This window comes from Microbacterium sp. SORGH_AS_0969, assembly GCF_030818255.1.
In the GTDB taxonomy this organism is placed as follows: domain Bacteria; phylum Actinomycetota; class Actinomycetes; order Actinomycetales; family Microbacteriaceae; genus Microbacterium.
On record NZ_JAUTAG010000001.1, the window covers coordinates 1,154,907 to 1,175,510 of the forward strand.

Sequence of the window (20,604 nt, forward strand, 5' to 3'; positions counted from 1 at the left end):
TTCCAGACGGAAGAGTCACCCGGTGGCTACGATGATCGTCAGGTTGTCGCGACAAATCCGAGGGGGTGGCCACATGGCCGAGGACGTGGTGCTCGTCGGCGACCTGCTGAGCGGTCTCGACCGCACCGGCCCGATCCCCCTCTACTTCCAGGTCTCGCGCGAGCTCGAGGCAGCGATCCGCTCGGGGCGCATCGCCCCCGGAGCGCGTCTGCAGAACGAGATCGCGATCGCCGAGAGCCTGGGACTCTCGCGTCCCACCATCCGCCGCGCCATGGAGTCGCTGGTGGACAAGGGGCTGCTCGTGCGCCGCCGCGGCATCGGCACCCAGGTCGTGCAAGGACAGGTGACCCGACAGGTCGAGCTGACGAGCCTCTACGAAGACCTGAAGAGCTCGCACCACGAGCCGGGGACACGAGTGCTCGAGCACGGCCTGCGGCCCGCCGACGCGAGTGTGGCCGAGGCGCTGAGCGTCGTCGAAGGATCCGAGGTGGTCTTCCTCCGCCGCCAGCGCTCGACCGACGGTGTGCCCGTCGCGATCCTGACCAACTACCTCCCGCTCGAGCTCTTCGACATCACGACGGAGCAGCTGCAGGAGCGGGGTCTGTACGAGATCCTGCGCGGTCGCGGCGTCACGATCCGCGTCGCCAACCAGAAGATCGGCGCGCGCAGAGCACACGGCGATGAGAGCGGCCTGCTCGACATCGATCGCGGCGGCCCCGTATTGACGATGGAGCGCGTGGCGTACGACGCCTCGGGCCGCCCCGTCGAGTTCGGACACCACTGCTACCGCCCCGACATGTACAGCTTCGAGACGACGCTCGTCGCGAAGTAGCCCGCCCGTCCGGCGGGCGCGGCCTCCTCGTCGAGGCCGCGCCGCCGGGCGCTCATGCGCGGGTGAGCCGCAGCGTCACGACCTGGAACGGCCGCAGCTCGAGCGCGATGCCGTCGCCCTCGTGGGCGAGGTGGCGCGCACGGGCCATGTCATCGCCGAGCGGACGCTCGAGCAGGTCGACCTCGTCGACGGATGCCACGGCGAACCCCGGGACGAGGATCGTCGTCGCGCGCCGCCCGAGGGCTTCGTACACGCGCACGATCACATCTCCCGAGCGGTCGTCGGCGAGCTTGACCGCCTCGATGCGCACGCCCTCGTCCGTCGAGCGGAGCACGCTCCACGGCTCCACGGTTCCGTCGATGGCGGGACGGCGCAGCGGAAGATTCTGCTCGTAGCCCGATGCCACGACCGCGGCGATGTCCGCACCGGGGTGCACCGCGTACGCGAACGTGTGGTGCCCGGCATCCTGGATCGGGTCGGGCGAGTTCGCGGCGCGCACGAGGCTCAGGCGCACCTCGGTCTCGACCTCGCCCGAGGCGCCCACCGTGCGGGTGATGTCGTGGCCGTAGGTCGCGTCGTTGGTGACACCGATGCCGTAACCGGGCTCCTCGACGTGCACCCAACGGTGGGCCATGACCTCGAACTTCGCGTCTTCCCATGACGTGTTCTGGTGGGTGGCGCGGCGCACGTGGCCGTACTGGATCTCGGCGCTGTGGTGGTGGGCGTGCACGACGAAAGGCAGCGAGGCCTTCAGCAGCTTCTCGCGCTCGTTCCAGTCGAGGTCGACGCCGAAGTGCACGCGCACGTCGTCGGCGTGCACCGCGATGGTCTGCGTCAGGTGCGACGTGCCGAACGAGCGCGTCACGACGACCCGGGCCCGCAGGTCACCGTCGACGATCAGCTCGACCGCGTCCGCGGCATCCAGGTCGTCGTAGGTGTGACGGTAGTGGGCGTCGATGTCCCAGGCGTCCCACGCGTTCGGCAGATCCTGATGCAGCCGGAGCATGTTGGCCACACGGCCTTCCGGCACGAGCTCGCGGTTCTCGGCGAGGTCGACGATCGATGTGACGAGGCCGCAGGTGTCGACCGTGACGCGCACCAGCCCGTTCTCGAGCACGATGTCGTCGCCCTCGCGCCGCGCGGTCACCGGGTGAGTCGGAGCGACGGGAACGAGGGATGCCACGCCCAGCGCCGGCGTCTCGACCAGCGCGAGCGGGGTGCCGTCGGCATCCATCGCCAAGGACCGACGCGCGTGGTCGGCGGAGTTCACGACCGCGGCCGACAGGCCCGCGGCCTCCAGAGCCTCGGCGATCGAGTGGTCGAGCTCGGCGAGAGCTGCGGCGTAGTCCTCTTCGTTCTGCTCGTGCACCCACTGGATCGACGAGCCGGGCAGGATGTCGTGGAACTGCTGCAGCAGCACCCCCTGCCAGAGCCGGTCGAGCGCGTCGTAGGGGTACTCGGCGCCCTTCAGCGCGGCGGCGGTCCACCACAGCTCGGCCTCGCGCAGGCGGTGCTCGGCCTCGCGGTTGCCGCGCTTCTCGCGAGCGTGCGAGGTGAAGGTGCCGCGGTGCAGCTCCAGGTACAGCTCGCCCACCCACACGGGGGCGTCGGGGTACTCGGCCTGCGCCTGCGCGAAGAAGTCGTCGGGGTGCTCGATCTCCACGCGGGGCGAGCCCTCGAGCGACTCGACGCGGCGCTGGCGCTCCATCATCTCGCGGATGGGTCCGCCGCCGCCGTCGCCGTAGCCGAAGGGCACGAGCGAGGTGGTCGCACGGCCCTTGTCGCGGAACTGGCGCACGGCGTGGTGCAGCTCCTCGCCCTCGAGGGTGGAGTTGTACGTGTCGATCGGGGGGAAGTGCGTGAAGATGCGCGAGCCGTCGATGCCCTCCCACCAGAAGGTGTGGTGGGGGAACTTGTTGGTCTGGCTCCACGAGATCTTCTGCGTGAGGAACCAGTCGAGCCCCGCGAGCTTCGCGATCTGCGGGAACGCGGCGGTGTAGCCGAACGAGTCGGGCAGCCAGATGCCGTGCGTCTCGACGTCGAGCTCGTCGCGGAAGAACCGCATGCCCTGCGTGATCTGGCGGACCATCGCCTCACCGCCGGGCAGGTTGCCGTCGGGCTCGACCCACTGCGAGCCGACGACGATCCACTGACCCTTGGCGATCGCGGCCTTGATGCCCTCCCACACGTGCGGGTAGCGCTCCTTGACCCACGCGTACTGCTGGGCCGACGAGGCGGCGAAGCGGAAGTCGGGGTACTGCTCGGCGAGCGCGAGCACGTTCGAGAAGGTGCGCGCGGTCTTGCGCTTGGTCTCGCGGATGGGCCAGAGCCACGCGGTGTCGATGTGGGCGTGACCGATGCCAGACAGGCGGTGGGCGGATGCCGACGCGGGGCGCGAGAGGACGTCGACGAGCTCGGCGCGGGCGGCCGCTGCGGTGCCGACGATGTCGTCGAGGCGCAACACGTTCAGCGCCCGCTCGAGCGCGCGGAGTACCTCGTGCCGGCGCGGCTCGGTCTCGGGCAGCTCCTTGAGCAGCTGGTACAGCACCTCGACGTCGAACTGCAACGCCCACACCTCGGGTTCGAACACGGCGAGCTCGGCGGTGCGGAAGGTGTAGATCGGCGTCTCGGGAGCGGTCTTCTTGGAGCCGTAGACGGTCGGCACGAAGTCGTTCTTCAGGATGTCGGGGTTCGCGGCCGCCTCGACGAAGAAGTGGACGGGCTCCCCACCGGCGGCCTCGTCGGCCAGGCGCACGTAGTGGTTGCGCGGGTGGATGCCCTTGACCTGCACACCGTCGGGGGTGTGCACGAGCGCCTCGGCCTGGTTGCCGGGCCAGTCGCCCTGGAAGCCGGGGTCGAGCAGCAGCTCGACCGTGCGGCCGGCCCAGTCGGTGGGGATCTGACCGGTGACCTCGAACCACCACGTCGACCAGGCGCGACCCCAGCTGTCGCCGACGGCGAACGGCGTGTAGTCGGCGGCGAGGGCCTCGGATGCCGGGACGGGCTCGTCCGGGACCATCCAGGCGGCGAGGGTCACGGGCACGCGGGCCGAGTAGACGGCGGGAACGATGCGCTCGGTGAGAACGCGGTGGATGCGCTCTTCGACGAGCGTGAGGTTCTGGTGCACGGTGTCTCCGGTTTCGGGCTACGCGGGGTGAGGGTCGCGGGGTGGGAACCGCGCGAGGAGTGGTGCGGAGGTGCGGCACGATTCGGGCGGTGCCGCACCCCCGGGTTCAGCGGAGGTACGAGAGGTCGGCGAAGCTGGAGCTGGCATCTTCCAGCAACGCCCGCGCGACGCGCACCGAGTCGATCAGGGGGTGGTGCGCCAGTGCGCGCAGCGCCGCGGCGCGCGAGCCGCTCAGGGCCGCCTCGATCGTCTGGCGCTCGACGTACTTCACCGTCGTGATCAGGCCCTGCCCAAAGGCGGGGACCGTCGCGCTCTCGACCGGGCGCGGCCCCTCCGCGCCGACGATGCAGGGCACCTCGACGACGGCCTCGCCGTCGAGGCCCGCGAGCACTCCGCCGCCGGGGACATTGAGGATGAGCCGGGCCGACTGGTCGTACGCGATCGCGCGCATGAGCGCGATCGCGACGTTCTCGTAGCCGCCCGAGACGAGGTCTTCCTCGTCTCGGTCGCCCATGCCCGCGGAGTCGCGGTTGGTCGCCATGTAGGTGACCTCGCGCTCGTGGCGGCAGGCCTCCCACGCGGCGTGCGGACGCGGGGCGGTCGCCGCCTCGTCCCAGAACCCTGCCTGCTGGTCGAGCAGGTAGCGCCCGCGCGTGGTCGCGGCGTACTGATCGGCCTGCAGCACGTCACGGCGGTAGGAGTAGTAGTGCAGGTACTCGTTGGGCAGGGCCCCGAGCGTGCGGATCCAGTCGGCGCCGAACAACGCCCCCTCTTCGAACGACTCGATGCGCTCGGGGGAGGCGAGGAGCTCCGGCAGCAGGTCGACGCCATCGCGACGGAGCGCGGTGAGCCAGCCGAGGTGGTTGAGACCGGCGTACTCGATCTCGACATCGGCGGAGTCTCGGATGCCGAGGGCCCCGAGCGCGCGGCGGGCGAGGCCGATCGGCGAGTCGCAGATACCGATGACGCGCTTCCCCAGCACACGGCCCATCGCTTCGGTGACGACACCCGCGGGGTTGGTGAAGTTGATGACCCAGGCGTCGGGTGCGACCCGCTGGATGAGCTCGGCGAGCTGCATCGCGACCGGGAGTGTGCGAAGCGCATAGGAGATCCCGCCGAAGCCGACGGTCTCCTGCCCGATGACCCCGTGCGACAGACCGATACGCTCGTCGGTCGCTCGACCGGCCATGCCGCCGACGCGGATTGCGGAGAACACGAAGTCGGCCCCGCGCAGACCCTCCTCGGCATCCGTGTGCACGCTCACGCGCGGCGCGTCGGGAAACTCCCGCGCCTGGTCCTCGAGGATGCGGGCCATCGTGCGCAGGCGCACTCCGTCGGTGTCGATGAGAGCGACCTCGTCGACACGACCCGGGTCGCGGTCGAGCAGGAGGGCGCGGTACACGAGGGGGGTGCGGAAGCCTCCGCCACCGATCATCGCAAGCTTCATGCAGTCACAATCTCGACATTCCGTCGGCCCAGGGACTCGACGATCGGGCCCTCGAGCGGCGCATCGGTGATGAGCCGCCGCAGGGCGAGGGGGAGGGCGATACGCCCGGCACCGCTGCCGGGGAACTTGCTGTGGTCGGCGAGCACCGTCGCCGCGTCGCACGCGGCGAGCATGGCCTGCTTGATCGGCACCTGAGCGAGGGTGGTGTCGCGCAGGTCTCCCTCGGGCGACATGCCACTGACGCCGAGGAAGGCGTGGTCAGCGCGGATGAGGCGCAGCGACTCCGTCGTCAGGTGGCCGGCGACGCTGCGGTACACCGGGTCGTAGTCGCCGGGCAGCAGCACGAGGTGCGTCTCTCGCTCGTCGCGCAGCACATCGTAGATCGCAAGGTTGTTCGTGATCACCGTGACCGCGCGGCCTCGGAGGAGGCGCGCGAGCTGGAGTGTGGTCGTACCGACGTCGAGGATCACCGCCTGCCCGTCGCGCACCGTGTCGGCTGCGGCACGCGCGATGCGCTCCTTGCCGTCGCGGTTGACCGGCTCCACCGTGGCGAAAGGCGCATCGCCCTCCCCCATCACGGCGCCGCCGTGCGTGCGGCGTAGGAGCCCCGCGTCGTCGAGGCGCTGCAGATCGCGGCGGATCGTGGCGATGCTCGAACCGGTGGCCTCGGCGAGCTCCGCCACCGTCGCCGCGCGGGCGGAACGGAGGTGCTGGAGGATCTCGCGGTCTCTGACGTCTTTCATGATGCGATCACCTTATCGCTCAAAATCGCTCAGTAACAAAATATTTACACGCAAAAGTTTGCGCGTTCCTGAGCGACGAATGCTATAAACGGTGAAACGCCCCGGTCGTCGCCGAAGAGAGGAGGGGCCGATGAGCTCACATCTCGGTTCCCCTGCGCCCCGCCTGTTGGCCGCCGGTCAGCTGTTCCTCGACGTCGTCTTCGCCGAGCTCGACCGCGCTCCGCGCCTGGGCGAAGAGCACTGGACACCCGCTTTCGGCTGGGGTCCCGGCGGCATCGCGAACTACGCGATCGCCGCCGCGCGCCTGGGCGTGTCCACCGCGATCTCGGCCGACGTCGGCACCGACGCCTTCTCCCGCCTCGTGCGCGACCGCCTCGCCGACGAGGGCATCGTCGCCGCCCTGCGCGAGCGCGACGACTGGAACCTCCCCGTCACGGCGGCCCTCGGGTACCGCGGTGACCGCGCCCTCGTCACCGGCGGACACCCGGCGGCACCCCTGGCATCCCTCTTGCGTACCGCCCCCGTCACGCCCGTCGCCGCCGTGCACATCGATGCGTCGGTCGCCGAATGGGTACGGGGTCGCGCGAACGAGGGTACGAAGGTCTTCGCCGACATCGGCTGGGACGCCGACGAGAACTGGGACGCCTCGGTGCTCTCGGTGCTCGACGGATGCCACGCCTTCCTCCCCAACGAGGGAGAGGCCCGTGCTTACACGCGTCACGACGACGCCCGCGCAGCGGCTCGCGCTCTCGCCGAGCGCGTCCCGCTCTGCGTGGTCACTCGCGGCGGTCACGGCGCGATCGCCGTGGACTCCGCCGCCGGCGAAGAAGTCGAGGTCGGCGCCGTCGTCATCGATTTCGTCGATGCGACCGGCGCCGGTGACGTCTTCGGTGGTGCCATCGCCGCGGCCGAGCTGACCGGCTGGTCGCTGCGCGAACGCGTCGACTTCGCGACCCTGGTCGCCGCGGTGACCGTGTCGCGCCCCGGCGGCGCTGCGGCCGCCCCGCGACTCGACGAACTGGTCCCCTGGCTCGACAGGAACCCCGGAGCCGCCGACCCTGCGCGCTTCGCCTACCTCCGCGAAGCGCTGCACAACGGCGCCTCCCCCTTCGACGCCGTCTCGGCGTCCCGCCCCTGAACCTGCACCTCCACCGCACCCGAATCAAGGAGTGAACCACCCATGATGACCCTCACCCCGCGCCACCGACGCGCGCTCGGCACCGTCGCCGTCGCCGTCACCGCCGCCGTCTCCCTCTCCGCCTGCTCCGGCGGCACCAGCGGATCGTCCGACGGCCCGATGACACTCTGGACCTGGCCCGGCGGTCTCGGCGAGAGCGTCGTCGACGCCGCCAAGACGCAGTTCCCCGACGCGAAGCTCGAGGTCACCACGATCGGCGACGACGTCAAGCAGAAGCTCGTCACCGTCTTCACCGGCCGGAGCGGCATCCCCTCGATCACGGGGATCAAGGGCGAGGACATGCCCTACTTCCTGCAGCAGGCCGACCTCTTCACTGACCTGAAGACCCTCGGCATCGACGACAAGCTCGCCGACTTCCCCGCTTGGAAGCTCGCCGAGGCGACCACCGCCGACGGCAAGCTGATCGGCCTCCCCACCGACATCGGTCCGACCGCGCTCTATTACCGCACCGACGTGCTCGCCGCGGCGGGCCTGCCGACCGACCCGGCCGAGGTCGCCGCCGCGACGAAGACGTGGGACGACTACTTCGCCTTCGGCGAGAAGCTCAAGGCCGCGACCGGCGCCTACCTCGAGGTGTCGATGGAGGATGTCTTCACCAAGGTCATGGGTCAGGGTGAGACGCACTTCGTCTCGCAGGACGGCGAGTTCCTCGGCGAGAGCGCCCAGGTCAAGAAGGCGTGGGACACCGCGGTCGAAGCGAACCAGCGGGGCCTCGTCGCCGGCATCCAGGACGGCAGCCCCGACTGGGCTGCCGCGGTCAACAACGGCTCGCTGCCGACCCTGCTCGGTGCGGCCTGGTACCAGGGCGATCTGAAGAGCAACGCCCCCGACACCTCGGGGAAGTGGAACGTCACCGCGATGCCCGGCGGTCCCGCCAACATCGGCGGCTCGTTCCTGACCATCCCTGCCTCCACCGGCAACAAGGAGGAGGCGCTGAAGATCGTCGACTTCCTCCTGAGCCCTGAGAACCAGGCCACCACCTACACCGAGGTGGGCAACTTCCCGTCCTCCACGGCCGCCCTCTCACAGCCCGCCCTGCAGGAGCCGGATGCGTTCTTCGGCGGTCAGGTCACCACCGACGTCTTCAGGTCGGCCTCGGAGAACATGCCGATCAGCTACACCAGCCCCATCGACAACGAGGTGGCGGCTCCCTTCATCACGGAGCTGACCAACGTGCAGTCGCAGGGCAAGGACCCGAAGCAGGCCTGGACCGACGCCCTCGCCGCTGCCAAGCAGGTGTGGGAGCGCTCTAAGTGACATCCGCCACGCGCGTCATGACGGCCTCGGGGGTGCGCCCCAGCGCGCGCCCCCGGGGCCGGGGCCTCATCCGGCACTGGCCGATGTACGTGGCCATCGCGCCCTTCTTCCTGCTGTTCCTCGGCTTCGGCCTCTTCCCGACCGCGTACTCGCTCGTGCTGTCGTTCCAGGACTGGAACGGCCTGGGGGCGGCCAAGTGGACGGGCATCGACAACTACACGCGCCTGTTCACCGACCCCACATTCTGGCTCTCGGTGCGCAACACGTTCGTCATCTTCGTTCTGTCGACCTTCCCGATGCTCGCCATCGCGATCGCCGTCGCCGCCATGCTGAACAACGCCGTGCGTTTCAGCACGGCCTTCCGCATCGCCTACTTCGTGCCGAACATCACCTCGGTCGTGGCGATGGCCGTGTTGTTCGGCTCGATCTTCGGCGAGAACTTCGGCCTCGCCAACTCCTTCCTGCACGCCTTGGGGCTCCCCGGGGTGCAATGGTTGTCGACGCCCTTCGGCATCCAACTCACGATCTCGATCCTGATCACGTACCAGTGGACCGGGTACAACGCGATCATCTTCCTCGCCGGCATGCAGTCGATCGGCGGCGAGGTGTACGAGGCCGCCAAGCTCGACGGCGCCGGCCCCATCCGCAGCTTCTTCTCGATCACGCTGCCGCTGTTGCGACCCACGATCATCTTCGTGCTCGTCGTCTCGACCGTCACGGGCATGCAGAGCTTCACCGAGGCGCAGGTGCTCACCGCGAGCTCCAGCACGACGAACCCGAACAGCGGCGGAGCGGGCCAGGGCGGTCTGACCATGGTCCTGTACTTCTACCAGCAGGCCTTCAGCTACAACCGCTTCGGCTACGGCGCCGCGATCGCGTGGGGCGTGTTCCTCATCGTCGTGATCTTCACCATCATCAGCTGGCGCTTCACCGCCGGTAAGAAGGAAGACCAGGCCCGCGCATGACCGTCACCACGCCTCCGCCCGCCACGATCACCGAACACATCACCACCTCCGGTGTGCCGCTGCGTCGTCGCCGCAAGGTGACCCCCGGCCGGGTGCTGCTGTACGGCGTGCTCAGCGCGGGCGCCTTCATCTCGCTCTTCCCGCTGTACTGGCTGGTCGTCATGGCCAGCAACTCCACGAGCGACATCTACACGACCCCGCCGACCTTCGTCCCGGGGCCCCGGCTGTTCGACAACATCGGCGCGGTGTTCTCGCGCATCGACTTCGCGGGGTCACTGCTCAACACGGTGATCGTCGCGTGCAGCGTGACCTTCCTCGTGCTGGTGTTCGACTCGCTCGCCGCCTTCGCGTTCGCGAAGTTCGAGTTCCCGCTGCGCCGCACGCTCTTCACGATCACGCTCGTGACGTTCATGCTCCCGATGCAGCTCGCGGTCATCCCGCAGTTCATCACCATGACCAACCTCGGCTGGGTCGGCCAGCTGCAGGCGTTGGTCGTCCCCGCCGCGGCCAACGCGTTCGGTATCTTCTGGCTGCGCCAATACATGGTGTCGTCGATCCCGGATGAGCTGATGGATGCCAGCGTGCTCGACGGCGCGGGCTTCTTCCGCCAGTGGTTCACGGTGTGCCTGCCCCTCATCCGTCCCGGTCTCGGCTTCCTGGGGATCTTCACCTTCATCGCCGCGTGGAACGACTACCTGTGGCCGCTCGTCGTGCTCACGAACCCCAACCAGGTCACGCTGCAGGTCGCGATGGCCCAGCTGAACACCGCCTTCGGCCAGGACTACGGCATGGTCATGGCCGGCGCCCTGCTCGCGGTGCTGCCGCTGCTGATCGTCTTCCTCATCGGTGCGCGTCAGTTCATCGGCGACATCGCGAAGGGCGCCATCAAGTGAGCGCACAGACACTGGCCCTCGCGCCGGTCTCGCCGACCACGCGCGTCATCTCCTGCGCGACCGACGAGATCGGCGAGGTCGCCGCCGACCTCGTCGCGACCGTCGCGCCCGACGGCGTGCTGGGGGTGGCCACCGGCTCCTCCCCGCTCGCGCTGTACGCCGCGCTCATCCGTCGCCGAGAGAGGTCCCTGAGCCTGTCGAACGCCCCAGACCTCGGTCCGCACGAGAGGTCCCTGAGCCTGTCGAAGGGACCGGCCGCCACCGAGGGCTTCGCCACCGAACACCTCCGCCTGTTCGCCCTCGACGAGTACGTCGGCCTCGACGCCGCCGACCCCCGCTCGTACGCGGCCTACGTGCGCTCGGTCATCGCCGAACCCCTCGGCATCCCATCCCAGAACGTCCGGGTGCCCAGCGGCGCCACCGCCGCCGACGCCGACGCGTACGAACGCGCCATCGCCGAGGCGGGCGGCGTCGACCTGCAGATCGTCGGCATCGGCCGCAACGGTCACATCGGCTTCAACGAGCCCGGTTCGGATGCCGAGACCCGCACGCGCGTGGTCGCGCTCGACGAGAGCACGCGACGCGCCAATGCCGAGCACTTCGGCGGCGATCTCTCCCTCGTGCCGACGCACGCGATGACCCAGGGTGTGGCGACGATCCTGTCGGCCCGCCGTATCGTGCTGGTGGCCTCCGGCCGCGCGAAGGCCCGCGCCCTCCGCGCGGCCCTCACCGGCCCCGTCAGCGCCGACAACCCCGCCTCCTTCCTGCAACGGCATCCCGACGTCACCGTCGTGGCCGACCCCGACGCTCTCTCAGAGGATCGATGACCCACCTCGGCGACCCCTCCCCCGGTTCCGCTTCCCGCCTGGCCCCTCGCGCATGGCTGCGCACCGACGCCCCCGCACAGAGCCTCGACGGTGACTGGGCGTTCCGCCTGCACCCCGAAGACCCCGCTGACGACATCGACGGTCCACCGCCGTTCGCCGCGGTCGACGCCGACGTGTCGTCGTGGGCGAGCATTCCCGTTCCCTCGCACTGGGGTCTGCACGGCCATGGCCACCCCACCTACACGAACATCCGGTACCCGTTCCCGCTCGACCCGCCGCACGTGCCCGACGCCAACCCCACCGGAGATCACCGGCGCGTGTTCGAGTGGCATCCGTCGTTCTGCCCGGGCGGGCGCACGCTGCTGCGGTTCGAGGGCGTCGAGTCGCTCGCGACCGTGTGGCTGAACGGCACCGAGATCGGGTGGTTCACCGGCAGCCGCCTGATGACCGAGTTCGACATCACCGACCATCTCGTCGACGGCGAGAACGTGCTCGCCGTGCGCGTGCACCAGTGGTCGGCTGCGAGCTATCTCGAAGATCAGGATCAGTGGTGGCTCCCGGGCATCTTCCGCAGCGTGTCGCTGCAGGGGCGTCCCGCGAACGGACTCGACGACGTGTTCGTGCGGGGCGACCGCGACCCCGCGACGGGAGCCGGCGTTCTCGACGTGCAGCCCCGCGGCGGCTTCCCCGTGACCGTGCGCGTGCCCGAGCTCGGCATCGACGAGACGTGGGCCTCGGCGGGCGAAGTGGTCCCCCTCGCAATCGACGCGGTCGACGCCTGGACGGCCGAGACACCCCGCCTCTACGACGTGGAGGTGTCGACGGATGCCGAGACCGTTCGGCTGCGCGTCGGCTTCCGCCGCGTCGAGGTCGTCGGCGATCGCTTGCTCGCTGACGGTCGTCCCCTCGTCTTCCGCGGGGTGAACCGGCACGAGACCGACCCCGACCGCGGCCGTGTCTTCGATGAGGACTACGTACGGGGCGAGCTCGCGCTCATGCGCCGGCACAACATCACCGCCATCCGCACCGCCCACCAGCCCCCGCACCCGCGCGTGCTCGAGCTGGCCGACGAGATGGGCTTCTGGGTCGTCCTGGAGTGCGACCTCGAGACGCACGGCTTCTGGGACGTCGAGTGGAGGGGCAACCCCGCAGAGGATCCCGCCTGGCGCGCGGCGTGCCTCGACCGCGCCCGCCGCACGATCGAGCGCGACAAGAACCACGCGAGCGTGGTGATGTGGTCGCTCGGCAATGAGTCGGGCACCGGTCGCAACCTCGCCGAGATGGCCGGGTGGATCCGCGAGCGCGACGACTCCCGCCCGATCCACTACGAGGGCGACACCGGCGGGGCGTACACCGACGTGTACTCGCGCATGTATCCGACGATGGAGGAGATCGCCTCGATCTGCGGCGAGCAGACCATGCCCGTGCACGAGGTCGGCGCCGCCGAGGGTGCCCGCCAGCGCGCGAAGCCTTTCGTGCTGTGCGAGTTCGGGCACGCGATGGGCAACGGCCCGGGCTCCCTCGCCGACTACGACGCGCTCGTGGAGAAGTACCCGCGGCTGCACGGCGGCTTCGTGTGGGAGTGGCGGGATCACGGCATCCGCGCCCGCACGGACGACGGCACCGAGTTCTTCGCCTACGGCGGCGACTTCGGCGAGCCCGTGCACGACGGGGTCTACCTGATGGACGGCCTCGTGCTCTCGGACGGCACCCCCTCGCCGGGCCTCGGCGAGCTGGCCGCGGTCTGGGCGCCCGTCGTGCTGGAGCACCTCGACGGCGACACCTGGCGGGTGCGCAACCGCCAGCACACGCTCGGCACCGACCACCTCGAGCTGCGCTGGCGCGTCGAAGACGACGGCATCCGCGTCGCCTCGGGCGCGCTCGACCTGCCGACCCTCGCCCCGGGTGCCGAGGGCATCGTCGAACTGCCCGAGATCCCGGATGCCACGACCGAGCGCTGGGTGACCCTCGAGGTCGCGCTGCGCGAGGGGTCGCCGTGGGCGCCGGCGGGTCACGTCGTCTCGCGAGCCCAGGCTCAGCTGCATATCGCCACCCCTCGACCGGCCCGCCCCGCCGGAGGCGGCTGGAGCGGCGATGCTCTGGGCGACGCGGTGTTCGACCGACGCGGGGGGCTCGTCCGCTGGCGCGACCTCGAGGTCTCGGGTCCGCTGCCCGAGCTGTGGCGCGCGCCGACCGAGAACGATCAACTCGACGGTCAGGGCTCGTACGAGACGGCCGACCCGGCCCTGACCCACGGACGCGGCGACGAAGACACGCCGGCATCATCGGTCCGCTGGCTCGAGCGCGGGCCTCGACCGTCTGCAGCACCGGGTGTTGTCGGTGGAGCGCACGGAGGCCGGGCTCGTGCAGCGCGTGCGGTCGATGGCCGCGCACAGCGCGCAGGGCATCGAGACCACGTTCTCGTGGCGACTCGACGGCGAGGGTCTGCGGCTGCACACCGACATCCGCCCCTTCGGTCCGTGGGACTGCACGTGGCCGCGCGTCGGTGCGCGCTTCGGATTGCCGGGCGCCCTCGCCGACGAGCGGGTGGAATGGTTCGGCACCGGGCCCGCGGAGTCGTACGCCGACAGCGCCGAGGCCGCGTACGTCGGCCGCTTCTCCTCTGCCGTAGACGACCTCGGCGTCTCGTACGGCCGGCCGCAGGAGACCGGCCATCGTCCAGGCCTGCGCGCCCTCGACCTCGGCCCGCTGCACCTGCGCGCGGTCGCGTCGGGCTCGACCGGCCTGCCCGGCTTCCAGCTCGATCGCCACACGGCGCAGGAGCGCACCGGCGTCGCCCACCCGCACGAGCTGCCGCCCTCGAGCGGCCTCTGGCTGTATCTCGATGCGGCGCAGCACGGCCTCGGCTCGCGCGCGTGCGGTCCCGACGTGCTCCCCCGCTACGCGCTCTGGCCACGGGCGGTGTCGTGGACGGTGGTGTTCGAGTAGGGGTTCGTGCGCCTCGGTTCCCCGTGCCTGCTGAGCCGAAACCCCGCCCGACCCGAGACCCCGGCCCCCGCCCGAGGTCCCTGTCCCGCTGGAGGCCCCTGTCCCGCCCGAGGTCCCTGTCCCGCCCGAGGTCCCCGTCCCGCCCGAGGTCCCTGAGCTCGTCGAAGGGACCGGGACCAGCCGCGAGGCCCCGTACCGTCCCGCGGACTCCGTCGCCGACACGCCGCCCCGGGCCCGTGCCCACCGGCGTGTCGCCCACCGACTCCGCCTGACGGCACACCCGCCGGCACCGCCGCCCGGATCACACCGCCCGCACCGCGGGCCCCACGTACCGCGCCGACGGCCGGATGATCTTCCTGTCGCGCGCCTGCTCCAGCACGTGCGCCGTCCAGCCGATCGTGCGCGCGAGCGCGAAAGTGGGCGTGAACAGGTCGCGCGGGATCCCGCACTGCTCCATCACGACCGCCGCGTAGAACTCGACGTTCGCGTGCAGGGGGCGGTCAGGGCGATGCGCCGCCAGCTGCCGTTCGGCCTCTTCCTGAAAGGCCAGGGCCTGCGCGACGCGGTCGCCACCCAATCCGCGCGCGACCTCGCGCAGGAGCTCCGAGCGCGGATCGGCCGTGCGATAGACCGCGTGCCCGAACCCCATGAGCCGACGCCCCGCGGCGAGTTCCCCCGCGATCCAGCTCGCCGGATCGCCGCCCGCGCGGTCGAGGCTGTCGAGTGCCCGGGCGGGCGCGCCCCCGTGCAGCGGCCCCGACAGCGCGCCGACGGCACCGGTGAGGCAGGATGCCATGTCTGCCCCGGTCGACGCGATGACCCGGGCCGTGAACGTCGAGGCGTTGAAGCCGTGGTCCATCGCCGTGATGAGGTACGCCGACAGCGCGCGCTCGTGCGCGGCGTCGGGCGCGACGCCCGTGACCCGTTCGAGGTAGTCGGCGACCACGCCTCCCCCGCCCCCGGATCCCTCGCCGACGAGAGCGACCGGTGCCATCGCCGCGAAGGCGATCGCCTCGCCGAGCCGGTCCTCCTCCCCGAGGTCGTACAGGGCAGCCGAACGACGGACGGATGCCGCGAGCGTCCAGGCCGCGCGCAGGCGCGCGAGCGGCTGGTCGGTCTGGTCCGCGACCGCGGCAAGGAGTTCCGGCATCCGAGGATCCGTGAGGGTGTCCGCGATGCGTTCGGCGAAGGCGGCAGCTGCCGCGGCGTCGGGGAGGTCACCCACGACGAGCAGATGCCAGACGTCTTCGAAGGATCGCTCGCGGGCGAGCTCGACGGCCGAGTGACCGCGGTACTGGTAGTACCCGGCTTCGCCGTTGACGTCACTGATGGCGGTCTCGGCGGCGACGACGCCGTTGAGTCCGCGGGGCACATCGATCAGGTCGCTCATGCGCTCAGTGTGCGAACATGACGCGGACAGCGTCAACGTTGATCGGATCAATATGGCATCCTCGCTCCCCCGTCTCACCGCCGCTCAGGTGGCCGCCCGCCTCGGCGTCAAGTCGCAGACCGTGTACGCGTACGTGTCGCGGGGTCTGCTCCGCCGCGAGCGCGACGCGCACGGCTCCACCTTCGACGCGCTCGAGGTCGAGGCCTTCGCCGGAGCGCGACGTCGCTCGGCACCGGCGGTCGTTCACCCGACCACCGGGATGCCGCTCGCCGTCGTGCACACCGACATCGCCGACATCGAAGACGGTGAGCTGCTCTACCGCGGCCGCCGCGCCCGAGATCTCACCGACCGTCCGTTCGCCGAGATCGTGGAGTGGCTGTGGGACGCCGAGCGGGTGGACGCCCCCGATCCCGCGATCGGCAGCGCGCGCGAGATGGTCGCGGCCCTTCCCCCTCACGCCGGCGCAATGGACCGTCTTCGCGCGGCCCTCACCGGCTTCGCCGCCGACGACCCCCTGCGCCACGATGCCTCGTCGGCCACGCTGCACCGTATCGGCTGGACGCTTCTGACAGGCCTGCCGGTCGCCCTCGGCGGCGACCCGCACGGCGATATCGCGCGGTCGCTCGTGAGCGCGTGGCGTCCGGGGGCCGACGAGGCGACCGTCGCCGCCGTGAATGCGGCGCTGATCCTCCTGATCGACCACGACCTCGCCGTGTCCACCTTCGCCGCGCGCGTCGCCGCGTCGGCGCGCGCCGACGGGTACGCCGCGGTGAGCGCCGCGCTCGGCGCCGCGGATTCCCCGCTGCACATCTCCGCGGCGGCGCGGACCGCGCGCCTCTTCGCGCGCGTGCGGCGGGGCCTCGAACCCGAGCGGGCACTGACCGAAGCGCTGCAGGACGGCAACGGCATCCCGGGCTTCGGCCACCCCCTCTATCCCGGGATCGACGATCGGGCCGACGCCCTGTTCTCGTTCGTCGAGCGCCTTCCCGACGGAGAGGCGACGATGGATGCCGTGCGCCGCCTCAGCGACGTCGTCGCCGACCGCACCCGCCTGCGCCCGAACGTCGATCTGGCGCTGGCGGCGTTGGCATCCGGAGCCCGCCTTCCCGACGACGCGGCGAGCACGTTCTTCGTCGTGGGGCGCCTCGCGGGCTGGATCGCGCACATCCGGGCCGAGTACGCCGAGCAGGCGATGCGGTTGCGCCCGCGGGGCGAGTACGTGGGGCGTTGAGTCGCGCCGGTTCGGACGAATTCACTCGAGCGGAGAGGTGAAAGTCGCCCCTCGCCGCCTCGACCTCGCCATCTGCCTGGCTAGGTTGCCAGCATGATGTACAACGTCCTCGAAGCGCGGAACAGTCTGTCGAAGCTGATCGCCGACGTCGAATCAGGGATCGAGGTGACGATCGCTCGCCGCGGGGTTCCGGTCGCGCGACTCGTTCCGGTCGATGCCGCGCCGCAGCGTCCGCGAAACGCCTTCGCGACGTGGCTCCAGGAGCACCCGCTCACGCCCGAGCGGGCTCGTCCCGCCGACGAGATCGAGGCGATCATCGCCGAGAACCGGGCCGCGGGGGCGTGATCTACGTCGACAGCTGTCTGGTCATCTACGCCGTGGAGCGCGACGACCACATCGGTGATCGGGCGCGCAGCGCGCTCGCCACCGCGGAGGCGAGCGTCGCGACGAGTCCTCTCGCGGTGCTCGAATCTCTGGTCAAGCCGATGAGAGACGGCGATGCCGACGCGCAACTGCGCATGTGGAGCGCGTTCGATGCCTTCGAGTTGTTGCTCGCGGAGCCGGACGCCTACCTCGATGCGGCGTTGCTTCGCGCCCGTTACCCCGGTCTCTCGACGGCGGATGCGCTTCATCTCGGGATCGCTCGGCAGTCGGGCTGCACGGCGTTCTGGACGAACGACGCGCGGCTGCAAGCGGCATCCGGTGGCCTGGCAGTCGACGTGATCGGGCGAGGCTAGTGGCTCACCGGTTCTCCCAGCCGCGCGCCATCTCGACCACCGCGGCCACGGCAGCCTCGGTATCGGCGGGCGACCCACCGGCGCGACCGGCGACGAGCCCCGCGACGAACGCACTCAGCGGAGCAGCCGGGCGAGCCACACCGTTCGCGACGTCGCGCGCGAGGTCGAGGACCAGCGAGATGGGGATGTCGCCCTCGCTCAGGCCGAAGCGTTCCGCGAGAGCGGCACTCCAGTCGTTCAGCGCCTCGGGCGGCAGGGTACGGGATTCGGTCATGGCTCCTCCTCGGGCTGCTCGAAGATCGTCCCACGTGTCGACGTCGCGCGTCAGGGCCGGGTCGACGGCGATCGGCTCGACGCGGAGTCCGCCGAGCAGCGCCCGCATGGAGGCATCCCGTCCTCGATCGAGGAGACCGGATGCCGCCGCCCGCAGCGCGGCGGTCCGGTAGCGGCCGATGAGCCACTGGCGTCGACCGTCATCGAGGCACGCCCCGTCGACGCCCGTCGGGAGCGGGTCGGGCAGCGCGGCGACGGCCGGGATCGCGGTCGGCAGGTCGCAGGCGAGCACGAACACGTCGGCGGCGTCGACGAGCGGGAGAGCAGCCACGATCGCGGCGACCGGTCCACCGAAGGGCGGGTCTTCGCGCGTCCACGTGACGGCGAGGTCATCGTCGAGTCGTGGGCCGGCGACCACGACGTTGCTCGCGCCGCCCGCGCGGACCGCGTCGTATCCCGCGCGCAGCAGCGTCCGGCCGTCGACCTCGAAGAGCGGCTTGGCGGCGCCGTCCACGCGCGATGCGCGGCCCCCGGCCAGCAGGATCGCGTCGACGCTCACCACCGGGTCCGCCCGCGCAGGGCCCGTCTCCGCAGGGTCCGTCTCCGCAGGGCCCGTCACCACCAAGTCCGTCACGGCAGGGCCCGCCACCCCAGGGGCCGTTACCTCAGGGGCCGTTACCTCAGGGGCCGTCACCGCAGGGCCCGCCCCCGCAAGGCCCGTCGCCCCAGGGCCCGTCACCGCAGGGCCCGTCACCCCAGGGCCCATCACCACCGGGTCACCGTCACGAGGTCGCCGGCCACGAGGTCGCGGTCGCTCGGCGGGATGATCGCAAGGCCCTCGGCCTCGCCGAGGCCGCGGGTTCCGTGCGCCGTCGGCAGAGCCGTCCACCGGGCGGGGTCGGAGCGGTCGAGGCGCACCGGCACGTACTGAACGCGCTCCGGTCGGGCGCGACGATCCGCGGCGAGCGCGACGCACAGCGTCTCGCGGCCGAGGTCGGCATCACCCTCGAGGGCGCGCAGCGCCGGTCGCACGAACAGCTCGAACGACACCGCGGCGCTCACGGGGTTCCCGGGCAGACCGAACAACAGGGTGCCCGAGGGCGTGCTCCCGAAGCCCTGCGGTTTCCCCGGCTGCATCCGCACGCGGTCGAAGCGCATCAGATCGCCGAGCGTGTTCTTCACGACCTCGTAGGCGCCCGCGCTGACCCCGCCGGAGAAGACGACGACCTCGGCGCCCGCAGCTTCGGCGGCGGCGATGGCCTCGCGCGGCCCGTCGCCCTCGTCGCCGACACTCGTGCGCAGCACGATCTCGGCCCCGGCCTCTTCCGCGAGACCGGCGAGGAGCACGCTGTTCGACTCGGGGATCTGCCCGCGGCGCAGCGGTTCACCGGCCGGCCGCAGCTCGGAGCCGGTCGAGACCACGGCCACGCGCGGCGCGCGCGACACCGAGACCGTCCCGACACCCGCTGCGGCGATCGCACCGAGCCGAGCGGCGGTCAGTCGCACGCCCTCCGCGACGACGAGGTCGCCCTCTCGGACATCCGAGCCGCGGCGGCGAATATGCGCTCCGGGGCCGCGCGGAGCGGCGAGGACCGTGACGTCCCCGAGTCCACCGGCGAGCCCGCGTTCGGTGTCTTCGAACGGGACGACCGCGGTGGCGTCGGTCGGCACGGGCGCGCCCGTCATGATGCGCGCGGCTTCGCCGGCATCCATCCTCGGATCGTCCTGCGTGCCCGCGGGGAGGTCGGCGATCACCCGCAGCGTGGCCGGGCCGGTGATCTCGCGCACCGCGAAGCCGTCCATCGCGGAGCTGTCGAATCCGGGGACGTCGACCTCGGCGAGAACAGGATGCCGCAGCACCCGGCCGCGCGCCTCCGCCACACCACGCGGCTCGGGCTCGAGGGGTCGCACGGCCGAGAGGATCGCCGCGAGGTGTTCGGTGACGTCGATCACGCGATCGATCCGAGGCGAGCGAGGGGCATGGACTCAGCGTAGGCGCGGGTCAGAGGTCGAAGCGATGCGGGATCGCGCCGTCGCCGTCGCGATAGGGCGCGAACCCCATCGCCGTGTAGTAGGCGAGCCCGGGAGCATTGTCAGCCCGGATCGTGGCATCGATGTGGCGCAAGCCCGCGGCTTCGGCGGCGGCCAGCGATCGCGCGAACAGGCTGCGTCCGATGCCGCTGCGGCCGACCTCGGGATGGATGTGCGTTCCGATGATGCCCCAGCCCGTCTCGACCCCGTAGGGGTTGCCCGGCCACGCCCGCTTGAGCGATTGAAAGCCCACCACGACGCCGTCGCGGTCGGCGACGGTGCACGAGATCGTGTGCTCGGCGTCGAAGTAGCGCTCCTCGACGAGGGCGGCGTCGACCGGCGACGGCCGGAGGCCCGCGCGATGGATCGCATTCTGCACCTCGACCATCGCGTCGATGTCGGCGGGTCGCGCTTCGCGAAACTCGATCATGCCGCCATCCTCGCAGCCCGCTCCGACATCGGCGGCGCCCGCGGGGGCCTCTGGTGCGTGCAGAATCTGGGCCGCGCCGCGAACCGTGGCTCCCACCGCCTGTCCCCACCACGATGCCGAGCGGAGGGAATCTGGCGAGCGGAGGACCCGGGACCGATCCCACGTCCTCCCTCCCCCAGATCTCTTCCCCTCACCACCGCCGGCGGCACGGCGCCCACCCACCGCCGACCCCAGCCCGGGTGCTCAGCGGAGGAAATGGGGCGAGCGGAGGACC

17 protein-coding genes and 1 pseudogene are annotated in these 20,604 nt (G+C 71.1%); 11 read left to right on the plus strand and 7 right to left on the minus strand.

Features of this window, described 5'->3' with window-relative positions; genetic code table 11:
* The first annotated feature begins 73 nt into the window (after positions 1-73).
* Complete coding sequence (locus QE388_RS05310) at positions 74-832, plus strand: GntR family transcriptional regulator (RefSeq protein WP_307383627.1); 759 nt, start codon at positions 74-76, stop codon at positions 830-832.
* Between the two features lie 52 nt (positions 833-884).
* On the opposite strand, the gene QE388_RS05315 is transcribed toward QE388_RS05310, so the two are convergent.
* From QE388_RS05315 to QE388_RS05325, 3 genes are all read right to left on the minus strand, one after another.
* The gene (locus QE388_RS05315) at positions 885-3,959 is read right to left on the minus strand and encodes a glycoside hydrolase family 38 C-terminal domain-containing protein (protein WP_307383630.1); all 3,075 of its coding nucleotides are present in this window, start codon (positions 3,957-3,959) and stop codon (positions 885-887) included.
* A 106-nt stretch (positions 3,960-4,065) separates the two neighbouring features.
* Positions 4,066-5,406, minus strand: coding sequence for a 6-phospho-beta-glucosidase (locus QE388_RS05320; protein ID WP_307383632.1), 1,341 nt, complete (start codon positions 5,404-5,406; stop codon positions 4,066-4,068).
* A complete protein-coding gene (locus QE388_RS05325) occupies positions 5,403-6,149 on the minus strand; it encodes a DeoR/GlpR family DNA-binding transcription regulator (protein WP_275801102.1) in 747 nt (248 codons plus the stop codon). Before QE388_RS05325 ends, QE388_RS05320 begins: the two co-directional genes overlap by 4 nt.
* Before the next feature lie 130 nt (positions 6,150-6,279).
* On the opposite strand from QE388_RS05325, the gene QE388_RS05330 reads away from it, so the two are divergent.
* The 7 genes and pseudogenes from QE388_RS05330 to QE388_RS05360 all read left to right on the plus strand — a co-directional run bounded on the left by QE388_RS05330 (position 6,280) and on the right by QE388_RS05360 (position 14,238).
* The gene (locus QE388_RS05330) at positions 6,280-7,287 is read left to right on the plus strand and encodes a carbohydrate kinase family protein (protein WP_307383636.1); all 1,008 of its coding nucleotides are present in this window, start codon (positions 6,280-6,282) and stop codon (positions 7,285-7,287) included.
* Between the two features lie 42 nt (positions 7,288-7,329).
* A complete protein-coding gene (locus tag QE388_RS05335) occupies positions 7,330-8,604 on the plus strand; it encodes an ABC transporter substrate-binding protein (RefSeq protein WP_307383638.1) in 1,275 nt (424 codons plus the stop codon).
* Complete coding sequence (locus QE388_RS05340) at positions 8,601-9,569, plus strand: carbohydrate ABC transporter permease (RefSeq protein ID WP_307383641.1); 969 nt, start codon at positions 8,601-8,603, stop codon at positions 9,567-9,569. Before QE388_RS05335 ends, QE388_RS05340 begins: the two co-directional genes overlap by 4 nt.
* On the plus strand, positions 9,566-10,462 hold the full coding sequence (locus QE388_RS05345) for a carbohydrate ABC transporter permease (RefSeq protein WP_275801110.1): 897 nt from the start codon (positions 9,566-9,568) through the stop codon (positions 10,460-10,462). The genes QE388_RS05340 and QE388_RS05345 overlap by 4 nt, the downstream gene beginning before the upstream one ends.
* Positions 10,459-11,289 (plus strand): glucosamine-6-phosphate deaminase, encoded by an 831-nt coding sequence (locus tag QE388_RS05350; RefSeq protein ID WP_275801112.1) that lies wholly within the window; start codon positions 10,459-10,461, stop codon positions 11,287-11,289. The genes QE388_RS05345 and QE388_RS05350 overlap by 4 nt, the downstream gene beginning before the upstream one ends.
* Positions 11,286-13,271, plus strand: a pseudogene (locus QE388_RS05355) (glycoside hydrolase family 2 TIM barrel-domain containing protein); the annotation flags it as partial. The gene QE388_RS05350 and the pseudogene QE388_RS05355, both read left to right, overlap by 4 nt.
* Before the next feature lie 400 nt (positions 13,272-13,671).
* Positions 13,672-14,238, plus strand: coding sequence for a hypothetical protein (locus tag QE388_RS05360; protein ID WP_307387062.1), 567 nt, complete (start codon positions 13,672-13,674; stop codon positions 14,236-14,238).
* 301 nt (positions 14,239-14,539) lie between these two features.
* Here QE388_RS05360 and QE388_RS05365 read toward each other — a convergent pair whose 3' ends face one another.
* Positions 14,540-15,628, minus strand: a complete 1,089-nt coding sequence (locus QE388_RS05365; protein WP_307383644.1) for a citrate/2-methylcitrate synthase — start codon at positions 15,626-15,628, stop codon at positions 14,540-14,542.
* A gap of 52 nt (positions 15,629-15,680) precedes the next feature.
* On the opposite strand from QE388_RS05365, the gene QE388_RS05370 reads away from it, so the two are divergent.
* The 3 genes from QE388_RS05370 (at position 15,681) to QE388_RS05380 (ending at position 17,596) form a co-directional block, all read left to right on the plus strand.
* Positions 15,681-16,859, plus strand: coding sequence for a citrate synthase (locus QE388_RS05370; protein WP_307383646.1), 1,179 nt, complete (start codon positions 15,681-15,683; stop codon positions 16,857-16,859).
* 93 nt (positions 16,860-16,952) lie between these two features.
* On the plus strand, positions 16,953-17,204 hold the full coding sequence (locus tag QE388_RS05375) for a type II toxin-antitoxin system Phd/YefM family antitoxin (RefSeq protein WP_307383649.1): 252 nt from the start codon (positions 16,953-16,955) through the stop codon (positions 17,202-17,204).
* Positions 17,201-17,596: a type II toxin-antitoxin system VapC family toxin gene (locus tag QE388_RS05380; RefSeq protein WP_307383652.1), complete on the plus strand. Its 396-nt coding sequence runs from the start codon at positions 17,201-17,203 to the stop codon at positions 17,594-17,596. The genes QE388_RS05375 and QE388_RS05380 overlap by 4 nt, the downstream gene beginning before the upstream one ends.
* Before the next feature lie 4 nt (positions 17,597-17,600).
* Here QE388_RS05380 and QE388_RS05385 read toward each other — a convergent pair whose 3' ends face one another.
* From QE388_RS05385 to QE388_RS05395, 3 genes are all read right to left on the minus strand, one after another.
* Entirely contained in the window at positions 17,601-18,428 is an 828-nt protein-coding gene (locus QE388_RS05385; RefSeq protein ID WP_307383654.1) for a DUF6457 domain-containing protein, read from the minus strand.
* A 206-nt stretch (positions 18,429-18,634) separates the two neighbouring features.
* Complete coding sequence (gene glp / locus QE388_RS05390; RefSeq protein WP_307383657.1) at positions 18,635-19,822, minus strand: gephyrin-like molybdotransferase Glp; 1,188 nt, start codon at positions 19,820-19,822, stop codon at positions 18,635-18,637.
* 49 nt (positions 19,823-19,871) lie between these two features.
* Positions 19,872-20,330, minus strand: a complete 459-nt coding sequence (locus QE388_RS05395) for a GNAT family N-acetyltransferase (RefSeq protein WP_307383659.1) — start codon at positions 20,328-20,330, stop codon at positions 19,872-19,874.
* Between the last annotated feature and the right edge of the window lie 274 nt (positions 20,331-20,604).